Annotated in this window: 15 protein-coding genes; all 15 read right to left on the bottom strand. The window is 60.5% G+C overall.

Features of this window, described 5'->3' with window-relative positions; translation table 11 throughout:
* Window positions 1-86 precede the first annotated feature (86 nt).
* The 15 genes from soxR to CXQ94_RS19020 all read right to left on the bottom strand — a co-directional run bounded on the left by soxR (window position 87) and on the right by CXQ94_RS19020 (window position 18265).
* Window positions 87-581 carry a redox-sensitive transcriptional activator SoxR gene (gene soxR / locus CXQ94_RS19085; RefSeq protein WP_258067243.1) on the bottom strand — a complete coding sequence of 165 codons (495 nt, stop codon included), beginning with the start codon at window positions 579-581 and terminating at the stop codon, window positions 87-89.
* A gap of 12 nt (window positions 582-593) precedes the next feature.
* A complete protein-coding gene (locus CXQ94_RS19080; protein ID WP_104092176.1) occupies window positions 594-1139 on the bottom strand; it encodes a gluconokinase in 546 nt (181 codons plus the stop codon).
* A gap of 95 nt (window positions 1140-1234) precedes the next feature.
* Complete coding sequence (locus tag CXQ94_RS19075) at window positions 1235-2980, bottom strand: glycoside hydrolase family 3 protein (RefSeq protein WP_219817092.1); 1746 nt, start codon at window positions 2978-2980, stop codon at window positions 1235-1237.
* A gap of 30 nt (window positions 2981-3010) precedes the next feature.
* Complete coding sequence (locus CXQ94_RS22730) at window positions 3011-3520, bottom strand: gluconokinase (protein WP_258067242.1); 510 nt, start codon at window positions 3518-3520, stop codon at window positions 3011-3013.
* Window positions 3517-4746, bottom strand: a complete 1230-nt coding sequence (gene manD, locus CXQ94_RS19070) for a D-mannonate dehydratase ManD (RefSeq protein ID WP_104092175.1) — start codon at window positions 4744-4746, stop codon at window positions 3517-3519. Before manD ends, CXQ94_RS22730 begins: the two co-directional genes overlap by 4 nt.
* A 59-nt stretch (window positions 4747-4805) precedes the next feature.
* Window positions 4806-6290 (bottom strand): glucuronide transporter, encoded by a 1485-nt coding sequence (uidB, locus tag CXQ94_RS19065; RefSeq protein WP_306418919.1) that lies wholly within the window; start codon window positions 6288-6290, stop codon window positions 4806-4808.
* 75 nt (window positions 6291-6365) lie between these two features.
* A complete protein-coding gene (gene uidA / locus CXQ94_RS19060; RefSeq protein WP_104092174.1) occupies window positions 6366-8150 on the bottom strand; it encodes a beta-glucuronidase in 1785 nt (594 codons plus the stop codon).
* Window positions 8151-8395: 245 nt separating this feature from the next.
* Window positions 8396-9814, bottom strand: coding sequence for a mannitol dehydrogenase family protein (locus tag CXQ94_RS19055; RefSeq protein ID WP_104092173.1), 1419 nt, complete (start codon window positions 9812-9814; stop codon window positions 8396-8398).
* Entirely contained in the window at window positions 9811-11268 is a 1458-nt protein-coding gene (gene uxaC / locus CXQ94_RS19050; RefSeq protein WP_104092172.1) for a glucuronate isomerase, read from the bottom strand. The genes CXQ94_RS19055 and uxaC overlap by 4 nt, the downstream gene beginning before the upstream one ends.
* 61 nt (window positions 11269-11329) lie before the next feature.
* Complete coding sequence (locus CXQ94_RS19045) at window positions 11330-12382, bottom strand: LacI family DNA-binding transcriptional regulator (protein ID WP_258067241.1); 1053 nt, start codon at window positions 12380-12382, stop codon at window positions 11330-11332.
* A 96-nt stretch (window positions 12383-12478) separates the two neighbouring features.
* Window positions 12479-13645 (bottom strand): Gfo/Idh/MocA family protein, encoded by a 1167-nt coding sequence (locus CXQ94_RS19040; RefSeq protein ID WP_104092170.1) that lies wholly within the window; start codon window positions 13643-13645, stop codon window positions 12479-12481.
* Between the two features lie 45 nt (window positions 13646-13690).
* Entirely contained in the window at window positions 13691-14551 is an 861-nt protein-coding gene (locus CXQ94_RS19035; protein WP_258067240.1) for a sugar phosphate isomerase/epimerase, read from the bottom strand.
* Window positions 14552-14622: 71 nt separating this feature from the next.
* On the bottom strand, window positions 14623-15525 hold the full coding sequence (locus tag CXQ94_RS19030; RefSeq protein ID WP_104092169.1) for an ABC transporter ATP-binding protein: 903 nt from the start codon (window positions 15523-15525) through the stop codon (window positions 14623-14625).
* The gene (locus CXQ94_RS19025) at window positions 15522-17327 is read right to left on the bottom strand and encodes a dipeptide/oligopeptide/nickel ABC transporter permease/ATP-binding protein (RefSeq protein WP_258067239.1); all 1806 of its coding nucleotides are present in this window, start codon (window positions 17325-17327) and stop codon (window positions 15522-15524) included. The genes CXQ94_RS19030 and CXQ94_RS19025 overlap by 4 nt, the downstream gene beginning before the upstream one ends.
* Window positions 17324-18265 carry an ABC transporter permease gene (locus CXQ94_RS19020; protein ID WP_104092168.1) on the bottom strand — a complete coding sequence of 314 codons (942 nt, stop codon included), beginning with the start codon at window positions 18263-18265 and terminating at the stop codon, window positions 17324-17326. Before CXQ94_RS19020 ends, CXQ94_RS19025 begins: the two co-directional genes overlap by 4 nt.
* Window positions 18266-18330: the final 65 nt, after the last annotated feature.

Below are 18330 nucleotides of genomic sequence, written 5' to 3'. Positions count from 1 at the left end.
CAAGGTGCTAAGGCCATCAACGACTCTAGAACCTCAACTATAGTTGAGGTCAAATCGTGGGAGCGGTGGCTGACAGAGGCACCGCGTCAGTTGGCTTGTTCGATGCCGTCAAAGGCGCGCGCTCCGGGCCCCTTGTTGGAGTGCAGATCGTCGGGGTTGACGAAGCCGCACTCAGCCAGGGAGAGGCAACCGCAACCGATGCACCCGCCCAGGCTTCCCCGCAACTTTTCAAGGGCGCTGATGCGGGCATCCAATTCACCTTGCCAGTGTTCGGAGAGGCGTTGCCAGTCAGCCTTGGTCGGTACACCGTCGCGGGGCAGTTGGTCGAAAACGCTTGCCACAAGTGAGAGCGGGATTCCGGCCCGTTGAGCTGCCCTGATCACGGCTACCCTGCGCAGCACCGAACGGGTGAAGCGCCGCTGGTTTCCTGCCGTGCGGGTGCTGAAAATCAGGCCCTGGCGCTCATAGAAATGCAGTGCGGAGACGCTGACACCGGCACGTTCGGCGACCTGACCGACGCTCATCTGCTCGGCGCCGCGCAGGCCTGCGTCGTCGTCGTGCACTGCGGCGCTCTCACTCACAACGAGACCAAGCTACCGGGCAATTGCTTCGTGGATTCCGGCAACAGCCTCCGCCAGCATCGAGGTGATGCCCGCCGATATGTCGATGATGACGGCACGTTCATCCTCGCCCAGCGGCTCGAGAGCGCTCAACTGGGAGGCGAGCAACGCCGGGGGCATGAAGTGCCCGGACCGGCCTTCCAGCCGCGAGCTGAGCACTTCAAGGGAGCCGTCGAGGTGCAAGAAGATGGTATCGGGCGCCTTGGACCGGATGACGTCGCGGTAGCTGCGCTTCAACGCAGAGCAGGCGATCACCAGGCCCTTGGCTGCGGTGTCGGCCAGCTCGTTGCCCACGATTTCCAGCCAAGGCCAACGGTCCTCGTCATTAAGTGGTGTACCGGCCGCCATCTTCTCGATGTTTGCCATGGGGTGCAATGAATCGCCGTCCAGAAAGGGCAGATCCATGGCATCGGCCACCAACGCACCGATGGTACTTTTGCCTGAACCGGACACCCCCATGACAACAACGCGGATGATGGCAGGCGTGGGGAAAGAACCAACAGGTTTGTGCACGGGCATATCCATACTCTCTTGTATACCAAAGCTTGGCGTGGGCACCCGCATCGGGTCCCCACGCCTGGCCTTGCAACTCGATATTGACTCTTATGTGTCCTCTAGAGCCGGGTGTCGAAGGAATCGCAGAACACGTTCTCATTGAACGTGCCCTGGAACTCCGAGAGCCCCTGGATCTTTTCCACCGTGGCCCTAATGGCCTCGCGGGTGGCCGCATGGGCGTGGATGGCTGTTTTGACCATGGGCACGTCGATGAGGTGGTTGGGCTGGTTCAGGGAGACGAAGACCGTGGGTACCTCTGTGACATACCAGGGGATTTCGGCGGCCATGGGTGTCGACCACTTGATGCGGATGGAGGCCTCTTGGGCAAACCCCTTCACATCGGCGAACACAAAGGCAGCATCGTATTTGTCGGCGTAGTCGCCTGTGCCCTCTTCCAGGATGGCACTGAGGAAATGCACCCCTTCCTCGCCTTCGGCGATGCGCTGGGCCGCGCTTTTGAAGGTGTGGACCTCAAATCCGGCCCGCTCCAGCTCCTCCTGCACCAGCTTGAGGTAGCCCAAGGGATCGGCCCCGGTGAAGTCCGCCCCCGCCGAGATGCCGTAGAGGCGAATCCGTTTGTGCGTTGCCGCTGTAATGGGCAGGTTCGCGGCTGTGTCCTTGATCAACGTCACTGTCTTGTCGGCAATCTCGGCCGCCACGGCAAGGTGCTCGGGACTGCCAATGAGCTTGAGTGCCTCTGCCGGCGGAACCAGTTCCTCACGGGTTTTGGTGTGTAGGCCCAGGGACGCCTTCAGCGCCAGGATGCGGCGCAGGGCATCTTGCAGACGAGCCTCGGTGATGACGCCGTTGCGGTAACCCTCAAGCATGTACCCAAAGTCCTCCGCGGGGTTGCGGAAGAACAAGAACATGTCACACCCCGCGGCAATGGTCGCCGGTACCAACTCGCTGCGTTTCATGGCTTGGGCTAGGCCCACCATGGAGGAGGCATCCGTCAGGAGCAGGCCGTTGAAGTTCAGCTCGCCGCGCAGCAGGTCCCCCAGCAGTTCCGGCGCCAGCGTTGCCGGCAGCACATCCTTGTCGGCCAGGCCGGGGCGGAAGTGCCGGGACACCTCGGGGGCGCCAATGTGCCCGATCATGATGGACTGGACGCCGTGGCTGATCATCTCCCGATACACGTGCCCGTAGGACTTATTCCAGTCCTCATAGCTGAGCGTGTTGTAGGAAGTCACCACGTGCTGGTCGCGCTCGTCGATGCCGTCGCCGGGGAAATGCTTCATGGCGCACGCCATCGAGGATTCGCTGATGCCGTCGAAGTACTCCTTGGCCCGCTCCACCACAATCTCCGGGGTGTTGCCGAAGGCGCGGGTGGAAATGACCGTGTTTCGCCAGTTGTAGTGGATGTCCACAATAGGTGCGAAGGCCCAGTTGCAGCCCAGTGCCGCCGTTTCCACGCCGCCCACTCGACCCATGGCCCTGGCAATGGACTTATCCGGGTGGGAGCCGGCCTGCAGGTGGGTGGCAACGAACGTGCCATCGCTGCAGCTGCCGGCCCCACCCATTTCGGGGTTGGAAGCCACGAGCAAGGGAATCTTTGACTTAGATTGGGCGTACCGGATGTGTTCTTGGACAGGAGCCGACGGCGCCGTCCAATAGCGAATGCCACCCACGTGGTAATTCTCAAGAACACCATCGAGGTATTCGGGCGAGAATTCGTTGTTGTGGTTGATGAACAGCTGGCCGATCTTCTCTTCCACACTCATCGAGGCGATGGTCGATTCCACCCACTGGACACCGGCGTCGTCCAAATTGAACGGTGCCGCACGCAAATCCACTTCGTAAGTCAAGGTTTCCCCATTTCCGTTGATTGTTATCTATTAGCTTTCAAGACGTACGACGGCGGCGCTGACCAATGCGTCCACTGGCGCCGAAATATCCAGCACCACGCAAGCTTCGTCCGCGCCAAGTGGTTCCAGAATGGCCAGCTGCGAGTCAAGCAACCCTGCAGGCATGAAGTGACCGCTTCGCCCCTCCAAGCGGGTGGAAAGGATGTCTCTGCTGCCATCGAGGTGGACGAAGACAGTGTCGGGAGCCTGGTGGCGGATGGCGTCGCGGTAGCTGCGCTTGAGCGCGGAGCAGGCCACCACTAGACCGTTTCCGGCGCCCGCCAACTCCTGGCCAACGAATGCCAGCCAGGGTGCGCGGTCGGCGTCGTTCAAGGGCGTTCCCGCGGCCATCTTGGCCACATTCTCCACCGGGTGCAGCGAATCCCCATCGGTGAACTTAAGGCCCAGTTCATGGGCTATCAGTGCACCAATGGTGGTTTTGCCGCACCCGGACACACCCATGACCACGATCTTGGTGGCATGTGGGAGGGTTTTGGTCACCAGTCGTGGACCGTTCCGTCAACGAGGCGGTTGTAGGGCAGGTAGGCCTGCTGGTACGGGAAGGCCTTGGCGGCTTCCTCGTTGAACTCGACACCGATGCCGGGCTCGTCACCGGGGTGCAGGTAGCCGTCCTTGAACGTCATGGACTGCGCGAACACCTCGTTCGTCTTATCCGAGTGCTGCATGTACTCCTGAATGCCGTAGTTATGGATGGCCAGGCCAACATGCAACTGAGCGGCGAAACCGACCGGGGAAATATCGGTGGGCCCGTGGAACCCGGACTTGATCTGGTACTGGGCGGCGAAGTCCATGACCTTCTTCAACGGCGAGATGCCACCGAAGTGAGTCGAGGCAGCCCGCACATAATCAATGAGCTGTTCCTTGATGATGGTCTGGTAGTCATAGACCGTGTTGAAAATTTCGCCGATCGCCAACGGGGTGGTGGTGTGATGACGAACCCAGCGCAACGCTTCCTGATTCTCGGCCGGGGTGCAGTCCTCCAACCAGAACAGATCGTACGGTTCCAGCGACTTGCCCAACTTAGCCGCCTGGATCGGCGTCATGCGATGGTGACCGTCATGCAGCAGGGGGATCTCCGGACCAAACTCGTTCCGCACCGCCTCGAACACGGTGGGCAGGTGGCGCAGGTACGCCCGGGTGTCCCAATCCTCTTCCTGCGGGAACGCGCCACGGCCAGCGGGCTCGTAGTCATAACGCTCCCCCGAGGCCTGCGCCTGAGCCGCAACACCATACACGGCCTTGATACCGGGGATCGCGGTCTGGATACGGATGGACTTGTAACCCAGCTCCAGATGCTCACGCACGGAATCAAAGAGCTGGGGAATATCGGCACCGGACGCGTGGCCGTAGGCACGCAACCCGTCACGAGAAGCCCCACCCAGCAACTGGTAAACCGGCATGCCAGCGATCTTGCCCTTAATGTCCCACAACGCCATGTCCACAGCCGCGATCGCGGCCATCGTCACCGGACCACGACGCCAATACGAACTGCGGTACAGGAACTGCCACGTATCCTCAATCCGATGCGGATCCTTACCAATGAGCAACTGCGCAACATGCTCCTTCAAATACGCGGCAACAGCAAGCTCACGACCATTCAACGTCGCATCCCCAATACCCACCACACCCTCATCGGTAGTGACCTTCAAAGTGACAAAATTACGGCTAGGGCTGGTAACAAATACTTCTGCGGAGACAATCTTCACGAGGAGTTCCTTCCGTGATGGGGATAGGTGAGGTAAAACTAAGTGTTGCGCCGACTGTTCTAGTCAGTGCCTGGTTTCTCGGGGCCAGTTGAGTCCGGATCGGCTGGGCCCTGCTGCTTGTCCTGGGCATCGCGTTCGGCGAGTGCGGCGTCGAGGCGCACCGCGCGCCGGGCCGTGATCTCGTGGACAATCTCCTTGTGCTTGGCATCCGTCAACGGGTAGGCCAGCATGATGACCAGGGCCAGGATTGAGAAGACCATGGGCAGCAGTCCAGCGCCTGCCCTGATGCCTAGGATTGCGTGATCGCTTTGGGCCACTCCTCCTGAAACATAGCCACCCCAGGCCAAGGCGTAGGCGGCAAGCGCGCCGCCGACTGCCTGGCCGGTCTTTCGGGTGAAGGAGAAGAGGGCGTAGGTGATGCCTTCCGAGCGAACACCGGTATTCCATTCGCCGTATTCCACGGTGTCAGCTTCCAAGGCCCAGACCACCATGCTCAGCAGCAGGACGCCAAGCTGGCTAACGAGTACACCAGTGAAGGCAAGCCACACCATGCTGGCCGGGGCTAGGAAGACCACAAGCCCACCAACGGCCATCAGGGCCGCCGCCGCGAGGTAGTTTCGCTTCTTGCCAAACTTGGCGACCAGCCGGGGCAGCATAGCGGCCAGCCCGAAGGTCATCACGATTTGGACTATGGACATGACCGCGTAGAGGGGCAGGGAGTGCAGGACGTCGCGGAAGTAGTAGATCTGGATGGAGCCGACGGCCAGCTGCCCGGTGAGGAACAAGAAGGAGCTGATGCATAGCAGCAGCAGTGGCTTGTTGCCCTTGAGCGTGCCCAGGCTCTGCTTCAGGGTCACCTTGGGAACCTCGCGGACCACGCGTTCCTTGGTGGTGAACACCGTGAACATGTAGAGCCCGGTGCCCACTACGGCAAAGATGATGGTCAACGTGGTGAAGAGGGGCTGGAGATTCTCCCCACCCTTCATCAAGGGAGCAATGAAGATGCCCAGGAAGGATCCCACCGCCACGGCACCGATGGTTCGTGCGCTGGCGAGTTTTGCCCGTTCCGAAGAGCTTTGGGTCATGGCACCGGCCAGCGAACCGAAGGGTATGTTCACGAAGCTGTAGGCCAACCCCAGCAGCGTGTAGCTGACGTAGGCCCAGATCAGCATCCCCGATTCCCCAATTTGGGGAATCGAGAAGGTAGCCACGCTCAGCAGGAGCAGCGGGACGGATCCAAACATGATGAAAGGACGGAACTTGCCCAACTTCTTGTGGTAGGTCTTGTCCACGATTCGCCCGGCCAGAACGTCGGCAAAGGCGTCGAAGACTCGTACCACCAGGAGCAGGGTACCTGCCGCGGCGGCACCGATGCCAGCCACGTCCGTGTAGTACAGCAACAAGAACATGGTGGCGGTGGTGAACGCCAGGTTATTGGCGGCATCTCCGGCGCCATAGCCGACGATGCTGAGTTTGCGCAGAGGTGCCACGGGTGGCTTCTCCTGCAGGGATGACCCTGCCGTTGGTGCGAAATCTTGCTTCATGGTGACTCTTGTTCCTATATCATTTGCCCCAGTGATGGATGGGCCCCGATGCGAGTGTGGAAGTGTGCTGCGCGGCTAGTTCTGTCCGGCGCGCCAGCGGCGGCGGAGTGCGAAGGCGGCCGCCTTGGGGCGGCGGTCACGGGTGAACACACCCTTTTTGTTGCCGTCCACGCGCATGATGCCGTTGGAGGTTTGGAAGTCTGCAAAGTTCCAGACCTGCTCCCCCACTACAGCTTCGACGCGGTCAAAGACGGCGTGGTACATGTCAAGGAATTTGGCCTGGTATTCCTCGCTCCACGGCTGGTCGTAGATGGAATGCAGACCAGGCTGGGTGTCTGCGCCGTACTCGGTCATGATGATGGGCTTGTTGTGCAGCTTCGCCCAGGCATTCAGTTCGCCCTCGAGCTGCTGCTCGGCGGTCTTCAGGTCTCCGGTGCTCAGGTACCACCCGTAGTAGCGGTTGAGCATGATGACATCGAAGAGATCGGCGATGATGCACTTGTCAGGGGTGTCAAACATGACGTTGACGTAGCCCACCGGGCGGGTCGGATCCAGTTCACGGGTGAGGTCCACCAGTGGGCCAAAGTACTCCCGCGCACCTTCCTCGGCCCCGTTGGGCTCGTTGGCAATGCTCCACAGCACCACACAGGGGTGGTTCTTGTCCCGCTTGACCAGGTCGGTGATGACCTGGCGGTGGCTGGCCGAGACGGCGTCGTCAATACCGCCTTCTTCATAGGTTTTGCGCGGCAGGCCGCCAAGGACAGCTGCGAAGCCCAGGTGCAGGCCAACGGCGGGGGTTTCGTCAATGACCACGATTCCGTGGCGGTCGGCGAAGTCCATAACTTCTTCGGCGTAGGGGTAGTGCGAGGTCCTGAAGGAGTTGGCGCCAATCCAGTCAAGGAGTTCAAAGTCGTTGACCATGGCGGCGTTGTTGTGGCCCTTGCCGATGGTGATGTGGTCCTCGTGCATGCCGAAGCCGGTGAAGTGGAAAGGTTCGTTGTTGATCAGGAACTGGTGACCCCGGACTTCTACTGTGCGCACACCAACCGGCAGCGAGTAGCTGTCAACGAGTTGGCCGTCGGCGTGGACTTCCACGGTGAGTGTGTAGAGGTAGGCCGCGCCCGGCTGCCAGAGGACGACGTCGGCAATGGAGAGGGTGCCAGCGGCGCCTTCCGCTGTGGCCACCTGGGTGCCAGCGGCGTCCATGAGAGTGGCGGAAACGCTGTGATCGCTCGTGGCCCCTGTGAGCTCGACGGCGTAGTCAACGCTTCCCGTGGACGCCTCAAAGCCGGTGACAACCGTGACGTCCTCGACGCGAACGGCCGGAACCCTGAACAGCCACACGGAGCGGTGCAAGCCTGCATAGTTGTAGAAGTCGTGCAGGTATTTTTGCTGGCGCCGGCCGTCCGCGGTGACCTCGATGGATCCCGGGGGGATGGTTGCCTGGGTTAGCTCGTTGTTCACAGCGATAGTCAGGCGGAACGACTCCCCCGCGCGGACATGATCTGTGACGTCCGCTTCAAAGGGCAAGTAGCCGCCAATATGGTGTGCCACCTGCTTGTCGTTGACGTACACCAGACCCTCGTGGGTGGCTGCATCCAGGCGAACAAAGATCCGTGATCCGTCCCAGCCGCGGGGAACATGGACCTCGCGCTGGTACCAGACATAGCCCACATGATCCCGAATGGCCTGATCCGAGAACAAGTCGTTGTAGCTGGCGGGTACACCAATTTCAAGTTTCGTTTCCAGCGGCTTCTCATACCATTTTTCGCCCAGTCCCGCACGATCAAAGTCAACTTTGAAGGCAAAAAGCCCATCCAGGTTGACGAGTTCACGGGTGGCATTGTTCTGGGGTTTCATGGCTGCTTTTTACTCCTTGGAGAAGTGCATCGTTGGACTTTTCTCACCAGCAAAACGGACTTCTAAAGCCTGTCCGCTGTGAGGTGCGTTACTAAGAAGTAAACCACCAAAAGCCATCATTGGCAACCGCTTGCCACATCATTTGTCATACTTCTTTGGCAGATGGCAAAGGGGTGCCCGCCGCCGATCAAAATCATCGGTGGCGGGCACCCCGCAACAACGGCGCCAGGTCGGCGCGACAGGGGCTACGCCTGCATCCGGGCCACTTCTGCCGCCAAGGCAGAAAGCACTTCGGGATCGCCAGCCAGCTCCGCGTCCAGTACGGCGAGCAGGGCGGCCGTGTCTTCTCCCTGCGGTAGTTGCAGCGCCACGGAAAGTTCCGTGGCACCGGCGTCGGCGATAGCGTTCCGCAGCTCATGTTCACGGCGCAGGAACGCCACCCATGCCGCGATCATGCGCAACGCGCCCTGACCCGACCGGCCGGCGGTCCGTTCAGCCTTGTAAACGGGGACTGCACGCATGCGCAGTTTGTTGGATCCGTCCATGGCAATCTGAGCCAGGTGGTGTGCGATCCTGGCATTGCTAAAGCGCCCCAGCAGGGCAGCCCGGTAGGCGGGAACTCCCAGACCTTCGGAAGGAAGGTTGCGTTCGGCCTCGTCCCAGAATTCTGTGATCCAGCCTGCACAGACTGGATCCGACAAAGCCTGGGCCACGGTTTGATGTCCACGCAACTGACCGGCATAGGCCATGAGTGAATGGGCGCCGTTGAGCAGCCACAGCTTCCTGTTTTCAAAAGGCACAATGTCGTTGACGAAAACCGCACCAGCGCTGCCCCAGTCGGGACGGCCCGCTGGGAATTCTCCGCTGAGAACCCAGTCGCTAAAGGGCTCCGTTACGACTGGGGAGGAGTCCGCGAAACCGCTTTCCGCGGCCACCAGGTCGATCTCCGCCTCAGTGGTTCGAGGGGTGATCCTGTCAATGGAGGTGCCAACAAAGCTGACATTGGACTGAATCCATGCCGCAAGTCCCGCATCAGCCGCGGCGGCCAGCGACACGATTGCCTCCCTGGCGGCTTCCCCATTGTGTGCAAGGTTGTCGCAGGAGACCACGGCGATGGGGCCCGCGGCACTGTGACGCCGTGCCGCAAGAGCCTGAACCACCCGCCCGGCCGCCGTAACGGCCCAGGCCGTGGTGTCCGCATCCGGGTGTGCAAGGCCGGCGGCGATCACGGCAATGTCGCCGACGACCGCCGGACTGCCGGTGTCCAGTGTCCCGTCTGCGCCAAGGTTGTAGGCGGCCTCGGTGATTGTCAAGGTGATGACAGCAGTGCTGGGAGCCGCCACCAACCGGGCCAGCGCAGCAACGTCGGCACCATCGTGGGCCTGGACAATGCTGGTCATGAGCTCAAAAGTGTCGGCGTTTTCACCGCGTTCTATGAGCGTATACAGCCCATCCTGGGCAGCAAGGGCAAGCGCGGCGTCCGGACGGCGTCCGGTGAAGGCCGCGATCCCCCATTGGGCGCCGTCGCTGGCGTGCTGGGTGTACCAGGCTTGATGCGCCCTGTGAAAGGCACCTAATCCCAGGTGGACTATGCGGACCGGGGCGGCAGGGGCCGTCCTGGCGGTGGAACGGTTCAGGGCCACGGCGGTGGTTTGTGTGCTCATAGCTTGAAGGCCCTCCGTGGTGCGGCGTCGACGATATCGACGATGATTTCGTGGGCGCGCTTTTCGCTGACACGGCGTTCTGCCACCAGACGGGCCAGGAAGCTCGCCTCGATGCGGCGCGAGGTGTTGTGCCGTGCGGGGATGGAGCAGAATGCGCGGGTGTCATCAATGAAGCCGGAGGATCGGGAGAATCCTGCGGTTTCGGTGACAGCAGAGCGGAAGCGCAACATGGCGTCCGGGGCGTCCAGGAACCACCAGGGTGCGCCGATGAAAACGGAAGGATAGAAGCCTGCCAGAGGTGCAATCTCGCGTGAAAACACGGTCTCGTCAATAGTGAACGGGATGAAATGGAAACCAGGCGCGGTGCCAAAGTCCTCAAGCATGGGCCGCAGTGCCTCCGTGTAGCTGACGGCGAAGGGGATGTCGTGACCGGTATCGGCACCGAAGTTCTTGAACGATTCCGTGTGGTGGTTGCGGAAGACGCCGGGATGGATGGTCATAACCAAGCCGTCGGCCACCGACATGCGGGCCATCTGGTACATCATGTGTGCTTCGAAGACGTCGGCGTCTGCCGCTGTGGCCTCGCCGCGGCGGGCCTTCTCGAACAGCTCCTGCGCTTGTGAGTCTGTCAGGCGCAGTGTTGCTGCCGTACGGGATCCGTGGTCGGCGGAGACGGCTCCGTGTTCAACGAAGTATTGGCGGCGGTTTTCCATGGCGCGGATATAACCGGCGTAACCGCTCACGCCGTCGCCGGCCGTCTCGATCAGCTTCTGCACACGCTCGGCCCATCCAGCTGCGGCGAACTTGATGTATGCGTCGGGGCGGAAGGTGGGGAGCACCCGGCCGGTGAACGTGGGGTCCTTGGCGATGGCCGCGTGCGGCGCCAAGTTGTCCAGGGGGTCGTCAGTGGTGGCCAGGACCTCGATGTTGAAGTCCTTGAACAGCTGGCGGGGACGGTATGCCGGGCTCTTGAGCTTGGCGTCGAGTTCATCGAAAAGCGCGTCGGCGTTCTCCGCTGAGGGCTCGGCGCTCAGGCCAAAGACGTTTTCGAAGGAATCGCGCATCCAGTAGCCGGAGGCAGTGCCGTCAAACAAGGGCCAGGCCTTGGCAAATTCGCGCCACGTCTCGCGGGGTTCCACGGCTGTGGTGCCGCCCATGCGCAGCCTTTCTAAAGGCACGCCGCTGGCGTGAATGAGACGGGTGACGTAGTGGTCCGGACTGACCAGCAACGTTGCAGGGTCCGGGAACGGGGTGTCGAGCTCTAGCATGGCGGCGTCAACATGGCCATGCGGAGAGATGATGGGCAGATCTTCTACCCGTGCCAACAAATCGCGGGCAATGCTTCGGGTGCCGGGATCGGCGGGGAGCAGACGGTCCGGGTCGGCGGCCAGGGAAGGCTCGGCGTCAACAACGGCCTGGGTGCTTGTGGCAAGAGGTGAGAGGAATTGTGACATAGGTCAATCGTCAGTCACACCACGCCTTTTGTCAACCGGTTGCCAAATGTTGCCTTGGGATTTATTTCTCCTGCGAAACCCGCCCCGTGGAGCCCCTAACAACGAGTTCCGTGCGCAGCACAGGACTCATTGTCGAGCTGGCAGAACCGTCCAATTCATCCAGCATCCGGCGCACCGCGCCGCCACCGGATTCACGCAACGGGGATTTGATGGTTGACAGTGGTGGGGTGGTGAAATCCGAACCAAAGATGTTGTCGAAGCCCAGAATACTCAGATCGTCGGGGACTCTGATACCGGCCAGTTGCAGCTCCCGCATCAGTCCAATCGCCATCAGGTCGTTGTAGCAGAAGACGGCGGTGGCTCCGTCCGCCCGAACGGCGGTCGCAGCCTTTGACCCGCCGTCGACCGTGGGCATGCCGGCAGCCACAAGGGACACCTCGAGGGAGGACCATGCGCACCGAGCCTGAATGCTCTCCCACCGCCTGCTGGACATCCACGATTGCTCGGGTCCACCAACATAGGCCAGTTTCGTGTGCCCCAGGGCTGCCAAATGCCGTACCGCATCGGTTACCCCGGCATCAATGTCGGCCACCAAGGAGGTAATGGAGTCAACCTGCCGGTTGACCACTACGACAGGCTTGTTAGTGGCCAGTTGGCGAATTTGTTCATCGCCCAGCCGAGGGCTGGCCAGAATGATCCCGTCCACCGTTGCAGCCATGCGTTGGGCAACGGTTAGTTCACGTTCGGCGGACTCGGTGGATTCGGCCAGCATCAACGTGTAATCGCGTTCCGCTGCCGCTTCCTCTGCCCCGCGGATGATGTCGAAGAAGGCAGGGTTCGTGATGTCGGAAACGATCAACCCCAGCGTGTTTGTCCGCCCGGTGGGAAGCGCCCTGGCGAAAACATTGACGCGGTAGTTGAGTTCGGCCGCAGCATCCTCAATGCGCTTTTGCGTCTTTACGCTGACCCTGCCCGGTTTCGACAAGGCTCGAGAAACTGTCGATGGATTAACTCCCGCCAACTCGGCAATGTCATAGATGGTTGGCGCAGCCTTGTGGCTTCGCTGACTGTGGGTCGTTGGTGCACCGTCGCCGGCTGGGATTGCATCGCTCAAGGTGGCCTCTTTGAAAGATTCGTCGTCTCTGGCCATCTTAACCCGGTGTGGCCGGGCCCGCCGCGAGGACGGGCCCGGCCACACCGGCACTGCGCGTTAACTGCGTTCGGCGTATTTGCCTTCTTCGCTGATGCGCTTGTTTAGAAGCTGCAAGTATTCGTCCTCGTCGAAGTCGAGGGATACTTCCTCGCCCTTCCAACTGGAGAGGTGGATGGCGTTGGCCAGGCGGACACCGTTGATGCCGTCCGAGCCGGGCGCCAGCAAAGGCGTGCCGTCGAGAATGTTCGCGGCGAAGTTTTCCAGCACGCCCGCGTGCTGTCCACCCCAGGCGGATTCAAACTCAATGATTTCGGTGCTGTAGAAGTCATCGGTGTTCAGCTGGCCCATGAACAGTTTCATGACGTCGCCCATGCCCATGCTTTCGCTGAGTTCACGCTCGGGCTTCTTCAACCGCGTCACTGTAGCCGTCTTGCTGCCCTCGACAACAATCTTGCCCTGGTCGCCAAGGATTTCCAGGCGGTCAGTGCCCACCATGTCGTGGGTTGCCGTGACAAAGGTGCCGGTGGCTCCGTTGCCGTAGTCAACCAAGGCAGTGACCTCATCTTCGACGGCGATGTCGCGGCGGAAACCGTAGGCCACCTTGGAGAAGACGCTCTTGGGCACACCGCAGAGCCACTGCCAGAGGTCGAGCTGGTGGGGAGCCTGGTTGACTAGGACGCCGCCGCCCTCGCCACCCCATGTTGCGCGCCAGGCGCTGGAGTTGTAGTAGCCCTGCGGACGCCACCAAGTGGTGATGATCCAGTTGGTGCGCAGGATGTTTCCGATCTCGCCGCCGTCGAGGATCTCTTTGAGGCGCTTGTACAACGGGTTGTTGCGCTGGTTGAACATGATGGCGAAGGAGAGCTCGGGCTTGGTAGCCGCGAATTCATTGAGTTCCTTGACCTGCTTGGTGTAGACGCCGGCCGGCTTTTCCACCAGGGCGTGAATGTCGCGAGTCAGGGCGGCGATCCCCATCTCGGGGTGCAGGTAGTGGGGAACGCAGGTGACGATTGCGTCGACGTCATCGCTTTCCATCATGGCGATGTAGTCATCGTAGAAGGGTGCATCCGGGTAGGTGGCAGCTGCCATTTCCTTCTTGGCCGGATCGACGTCGCACAGTGCGCCGATTTCCATGTTGGGTACCATGCCGTCGGTGATGAACTTCGCGTACATCCCGCCCTGCTGGCCGAGGCCGATAATGCCGATGCGTACTTTCTTGCTCACGATTATTTGTCCTTTTGTTTGTTTCGATGAAGAAGGTGGGAGCCGTTAGAAGAGGCCTTTGAAGCCCATGCCCTGAAGGTTGTCATAGGAGGTCTGCAGGGCTTCCCAGACGGTGCGACCGTACAGTTCGTCTTGTTCTACCAAAAGGTATTGCGCGCCGGCCTTTTGGCTTTGCTCGATGATGGAGGGGAAATCGAGGTTGCCCTCGCCCACTTCGGCAAATTGGACCACGTTCTTGAATTCGTCCATGAATGCCCGGAAGTCTCCCTTGGCGAGCATCCCAAACGCTTCCGGCGCCAGCTGGCCGATGCGGTAGTCCTTGAGGTGGATCATGGAGGTTCGCCCGGCATACTTTTCAATGGTTCGAACGGGATCGAGTCCGCCGCGGGCTACCCAGTGAACGTCGAGTTCCATTCCCATTGCCGGGGAGTTTTCGGCGATGATGTCCAGCATGTACTTGCCGTCAAACTTCGCGAACTCGATGTGGTGGTTGTGGTAGTACAGCCCGATTCCCTCGTCGTTCAGACGCAGCGCGTACTCGTTTGCTTCCTTGGCGAAGGAAATGACGGATTCAATGGAGGCCATGGCCGTAAACGGCAGCATGCCGATGCGCAGAAGTTTGGTGTCCAGGCGCTTGGCGTCGTCAACAATCTTCTCGAAGTTGGCCTTGAGCGAGTCGCCGGGCATGCCCGGAGGTGCCTCAAGTGCAACGGAGAGTGAGGCGACGTCCATGCCAAATTCCTTTTGGCTGCGGTCAAGCTCGGCCACGTTCTCGGCTGTCATGGGGATCTGTGAAATCTCGACGGCGTTGTAGCCGATTTCACTGACCTTGCGGAGTGTTTCGAATGCACCAACTTCAGTAAAGCTGTCCTTGAGCATCATTGCCTGAACACCGATTTTTGCCACTGTATTCCTTTCGTTGCGGGTTCCCGAAGTGGGGGCCCGTGAGCTTTTTTGTGTTGCGCAGGTACCGCCGTCTAGGCGGGGATGCTGGCCTGGTTCTCCAACTCACGCTGTGAATCAATCAGGCGGCGGCGTTCCTCACGCCGAACTGCCTGCCTGTCGGGGTCAGGGACCGGTGAGGCCAGCAGCAAGCGCTGCGTGTAGGGGTGCACGGGTGTCTGAGTGACAATGCCAGAGACTCCCTGCTCCACGATTTCCCCGCGGTACATAACGGCCACTCGGTGGCTGATATGCCGCACCACGTCCAGGTCGTGGGAGATGAAAAGGTAAGAAACCCCCGTATCGAGCTGGATTTGCAACAGCAAGTCAAGGACCCTGGCCTGGGTAGTAAGGTCCAAAGCGCTGACCGCCTCATCACAGACAATCAATTTTGGCGAGAGTGCCAGGGCGCGGGCGATGGCGACGCGCTGGCGCTGGCCGCCGCTGAATTCACGCGGCAGCCGGTTGACGGCATCCTTGGGCAGGCCCACCTGGTCCAGAAGTTCAGCCACACGTTTTTTGGCCGCTGCGGCCGGGATACCCTGCACACCAAGAGGTTCAGCAAGGATGGCCCCGATTTCCAGTGCCGGGTTCAGGGACGTGTAGGGGTCTTGGAAAACGACCTGCATGTCCCGACTCAAGGCACGACGATCCTTGCGGGAGGCGTGACTGATGTCCTGGCCCTCGAAGATTACCTGCCCTTTGGTGACCGGAGCCAAGCCGAGCACTGCCCGGCCGAGTGTGGTTTTGCCGGACCCGGACTCACCCACCAGGCCAAGGGTTTCCCCGCGGCCAATGGTGATGTTGATGTCGGTCAGGGCGCGGAAGGGTTTTCCGCGGAAAACCTTGGTGGGGTATTCCACCACGAGGTTCTCCACGTCCAGGAGGTTCCCGCTCTCCTGTCCCTGGGCTGATGATACTGGCGTTGCAGCACTCACAGCGCAACCTCCTCTACGGTCGAGACAAGCATGGTCATCGGCGTCTTGCCTTCAAGCATGGATGACAGCAAGGTCTGTGTGTACTTCTCCTTGGGGTTGCGCAGGATCTCACGTACATCCCCCTCTTCCACCAGACGACCATTTTGCATGACAACCACACGGTCGCAAAGGTCGGAAACAACACCGAAGTTGTGCGTCACCAAGATGACGCCGATGTTCAGTCGGCTCTGCAAGCCGCGCAGCAGGTCCAAGACCTCGGCCTGAACGGTGACGTCCAAAGCGGTGGTTGGCTCATCTGCGATCACCAGGTCGGGCTCGCAGCTGATGGCGCCGGCAATCAGGACACGCTGGGCCATGCCGCCGGAGACTTCATGGGGGTAGGCCTTGAAGGTGCGTTCCGGGTACGTGATACCCACGTCTTCCAGGAGCTTCATGGCCCGCTTCTTGGCCTCGCTCTTGGAGATACCCAGAACGCGCACCATGGGGGTGACAAGCTGGTAGCCGATGGTGAATGCGGGATCCAGGTTGCTCATGGGTTCCTGCGGGATGTACGAGACGCGCCTGCCCCGAATCTTGGAAAGCCTCTGTTGGTTGACCCTGTCGTCGCCCGGCTGCACCGTGTAGTTGCCATCGAACTGGATGGTCCCGCCCACGATCCGTGCCGTGTCAGGCAGCAGTCCAAGGATGGAAAAGGCTGTCTGCGACTTGCCCGAACCGGATTCGCCAACGATTCCCAAAACTTCGCCACGATCCACGTGGAAGGAAACGTCGTCCACAACCTTTTTGATGGAACCGTCCGCCTGAGGGTAGCCGACGCCGAGGTTGGTGACCTTGACGAGGTGGTGCTCGGTGCCCTTCTGGACGGCGTGATTGCCAGTGTTGGCCTTGACGCTTCCGGCAACCTTTGACACCTTGGGTGCCTTGATCTTCTCGCCGTCTTCCAATGCATCACGGATGGCATTGCCCAGCAGAACCAGGGCGCCGATGGTTAGCGCAATGGCCAATGCGGGCCAGAGCAGGAGAGTTGGGGTGAGGTAGACGTTCTTGAAGCCCTCGCTGAGCATCACACCCCAAGTGGCCATGGTGGGATCGCCAAGTCCGAGGAACTCCAGGCCGGACTGGATGGCGATCGCGACGCCGCAAATGCCAGCTGTTTGAATGATGATGGGTGCACGGACCACCGAGAAGATGTGCCGTCCCATAATGCTCAGATCGGAGAGCCCGGAGACTCTTGCCGCGTCAACATAGAGTTCGTTTCGCACCGCACGTACCGCTGTGCGGGTGAGCAGGAAGTACGACGGGCTGATCAAAATACCAAAGGCCACCATCGATATCCACACGGACGGTCCGAAGGCCGCGCGAATGGTCAGCAGGACAATCAGGCCTGGCAGGCTCATCAGGATGCTGATGACCCAGTTGGAGGTGGTTTCAAACAGGCCACCGTAGTAGCCGGCGATCAGGCCGGCGGGCAGGCCCAAGGCCACGGCTACGGCGGCGCAAAGAACTGCCGAGAGGAGCGTGATCTGGGAGCCGAACAGCAGCCGGCTCCACACATCACGGCCGGAGCTGTCGGTGCCGAGGATGTTCACGCTGTCAGGAGCGGCCAGCGTCTTGCCAATGTTGGCGTAGTTCTCACCAAAGGGCGCCAGGATGGGGGCGAAAAGGGCCAGGAGGACGATAACTGCCAAGATAATGACCGAGGCAAGCCCTAGGGGGTTCTTCAGCAGCCTGCGAATGGCCGTCGAGCGAACGACGGTACCCGTTTGACCGGTGGCAATTTCAGGGGTCACGGACGCAGTCACGATACACGCACCTTTGGATTGAGCCAACCGTTGAGGAGATCCACGATCAGGTTGACGACGATAACGACGACGACTGTGTACATCACAATGCCCATAACCACTGGCAAATCGCTTTGGCTTGTGGCTGTCACAGCCAAGGGTCCGATGCCGGGGAGTGCAAAGATCTGTTCGATGATGACAACACCACCGAGCATGCCGATCAGCTGCAGGCTCAGTACTGTTAGGCCTGCCGGGGCGGCGCTGCGCAGCACATGCTTGAAGAGGATTTCACCTTCTCCAATGCCGCGGCTTCGCAAGGTGCGGACGTAGTCTTTTTCAAATTGTTTGATAACTGCACTTCGAATTTGCTGGGCACCGCCGGTTACGCCATTGATAATCAAGGCAACAACAGGCAGGGCCATGGAGGCGATCCAAGCACTTGCCGGGACGCCCGGCGCAATAGTGCTGGTGGCGGGGAACATTTTCAACTGGATGGCCAGGATTGTCACCAGGAAGATGCCAATGACGAATCCCGGAACGGAATCACCGATCACGGCGCCAATCTGGACCACGCGGTCAACCCATCCGCGCTTGACAGCCGCGGCTGAACCGATCAGGGTCGCCAGGATTGCGATGATGATCATGGCCGAGATGACCATGGTCATGGTGACAGGTACCCTGGTGGCCAGCGAGCTTGCCACTGGTTCGGAGGAGAACCATGAACTGCCAAGATCACCCTTCAATGCGTTTGAAAGCCAGGTGAAGTACCGGACAAAGAGGGGCTGATCAAGCCCGAGTTCGTGTTCTTTCAGGGCGACTTGTTCAGCAGTGGCGGTATCGCCAAGGATGTTGCGGGCAATGCTTCCACCGGCTGCATAGAGCAGGGAAAATGTCAGGACTGAGACAGCTAGGAGCACCACCACACCGCTGGCCAGCCGTTTAATGACGAACTTGATCATGAATTGCTCCGTCTAACTTTCGATTCTTGGTGGCCCTCGTGCAAGAGCCCGGAGTACTTGGGTGT

Origin of the sequence: Arthrobacter sp. GMC3, assembly GCF_002929305.1 — a bacterium.
GTDB lineage: Bacteria > Actinomycetota > Actinomycetes > Actinomycetales > Micrococcaceae > Specibacter.
This window is presented reverse-complemented; position numbering and strand designations above follow the sequence as displayed.

Bases quoted from the DNA above. Each gene is read 5' to 3' on its own strand.
- CXQ94_RS19055 (WP_104092173.1), bottom strand. From the start codon at position 9,814: ATGAGCACACAAACCACCGCCGTGGCCCTGAACCGTTCCACCGCCAGG.
- CXQ94_RS19080 (WP_104092176.1), bottom strand. From the start codon at position 1,139: ATGCCCGTGCACAAACCTGTTGGTTCTTTCCCCACGCCTGCCATCATC.
- uidA (WP_104092174.1), bottom strand. From the start codon at position 8,150: ATGAAACCCCAGAACAATGCCACCCGTGAACTCGTCAACCTGGATGGG.
- uidB (WP_306418919.1), bottom strand. From the start codon at position 6,290: ATGAAGCAAGATTTCGCACCAACGGCAGGGTCATCCCTGCAGGAGAAG.
- CXQ94_RS19020 (WP_104092168.1), bottom strand. From the start codon at position 18,265: ATGATCAAGTTCGTCATTAAACGGCTGGCCAGCGGTGTGGTGGTGCTC.
- uxaC (WP_104092172.1), bottom strand. From the start codon at position 11,268: ATGTCACAATTCCTCTCACCTCTTGCCACAAGCACCCAGGCCGTTGTT.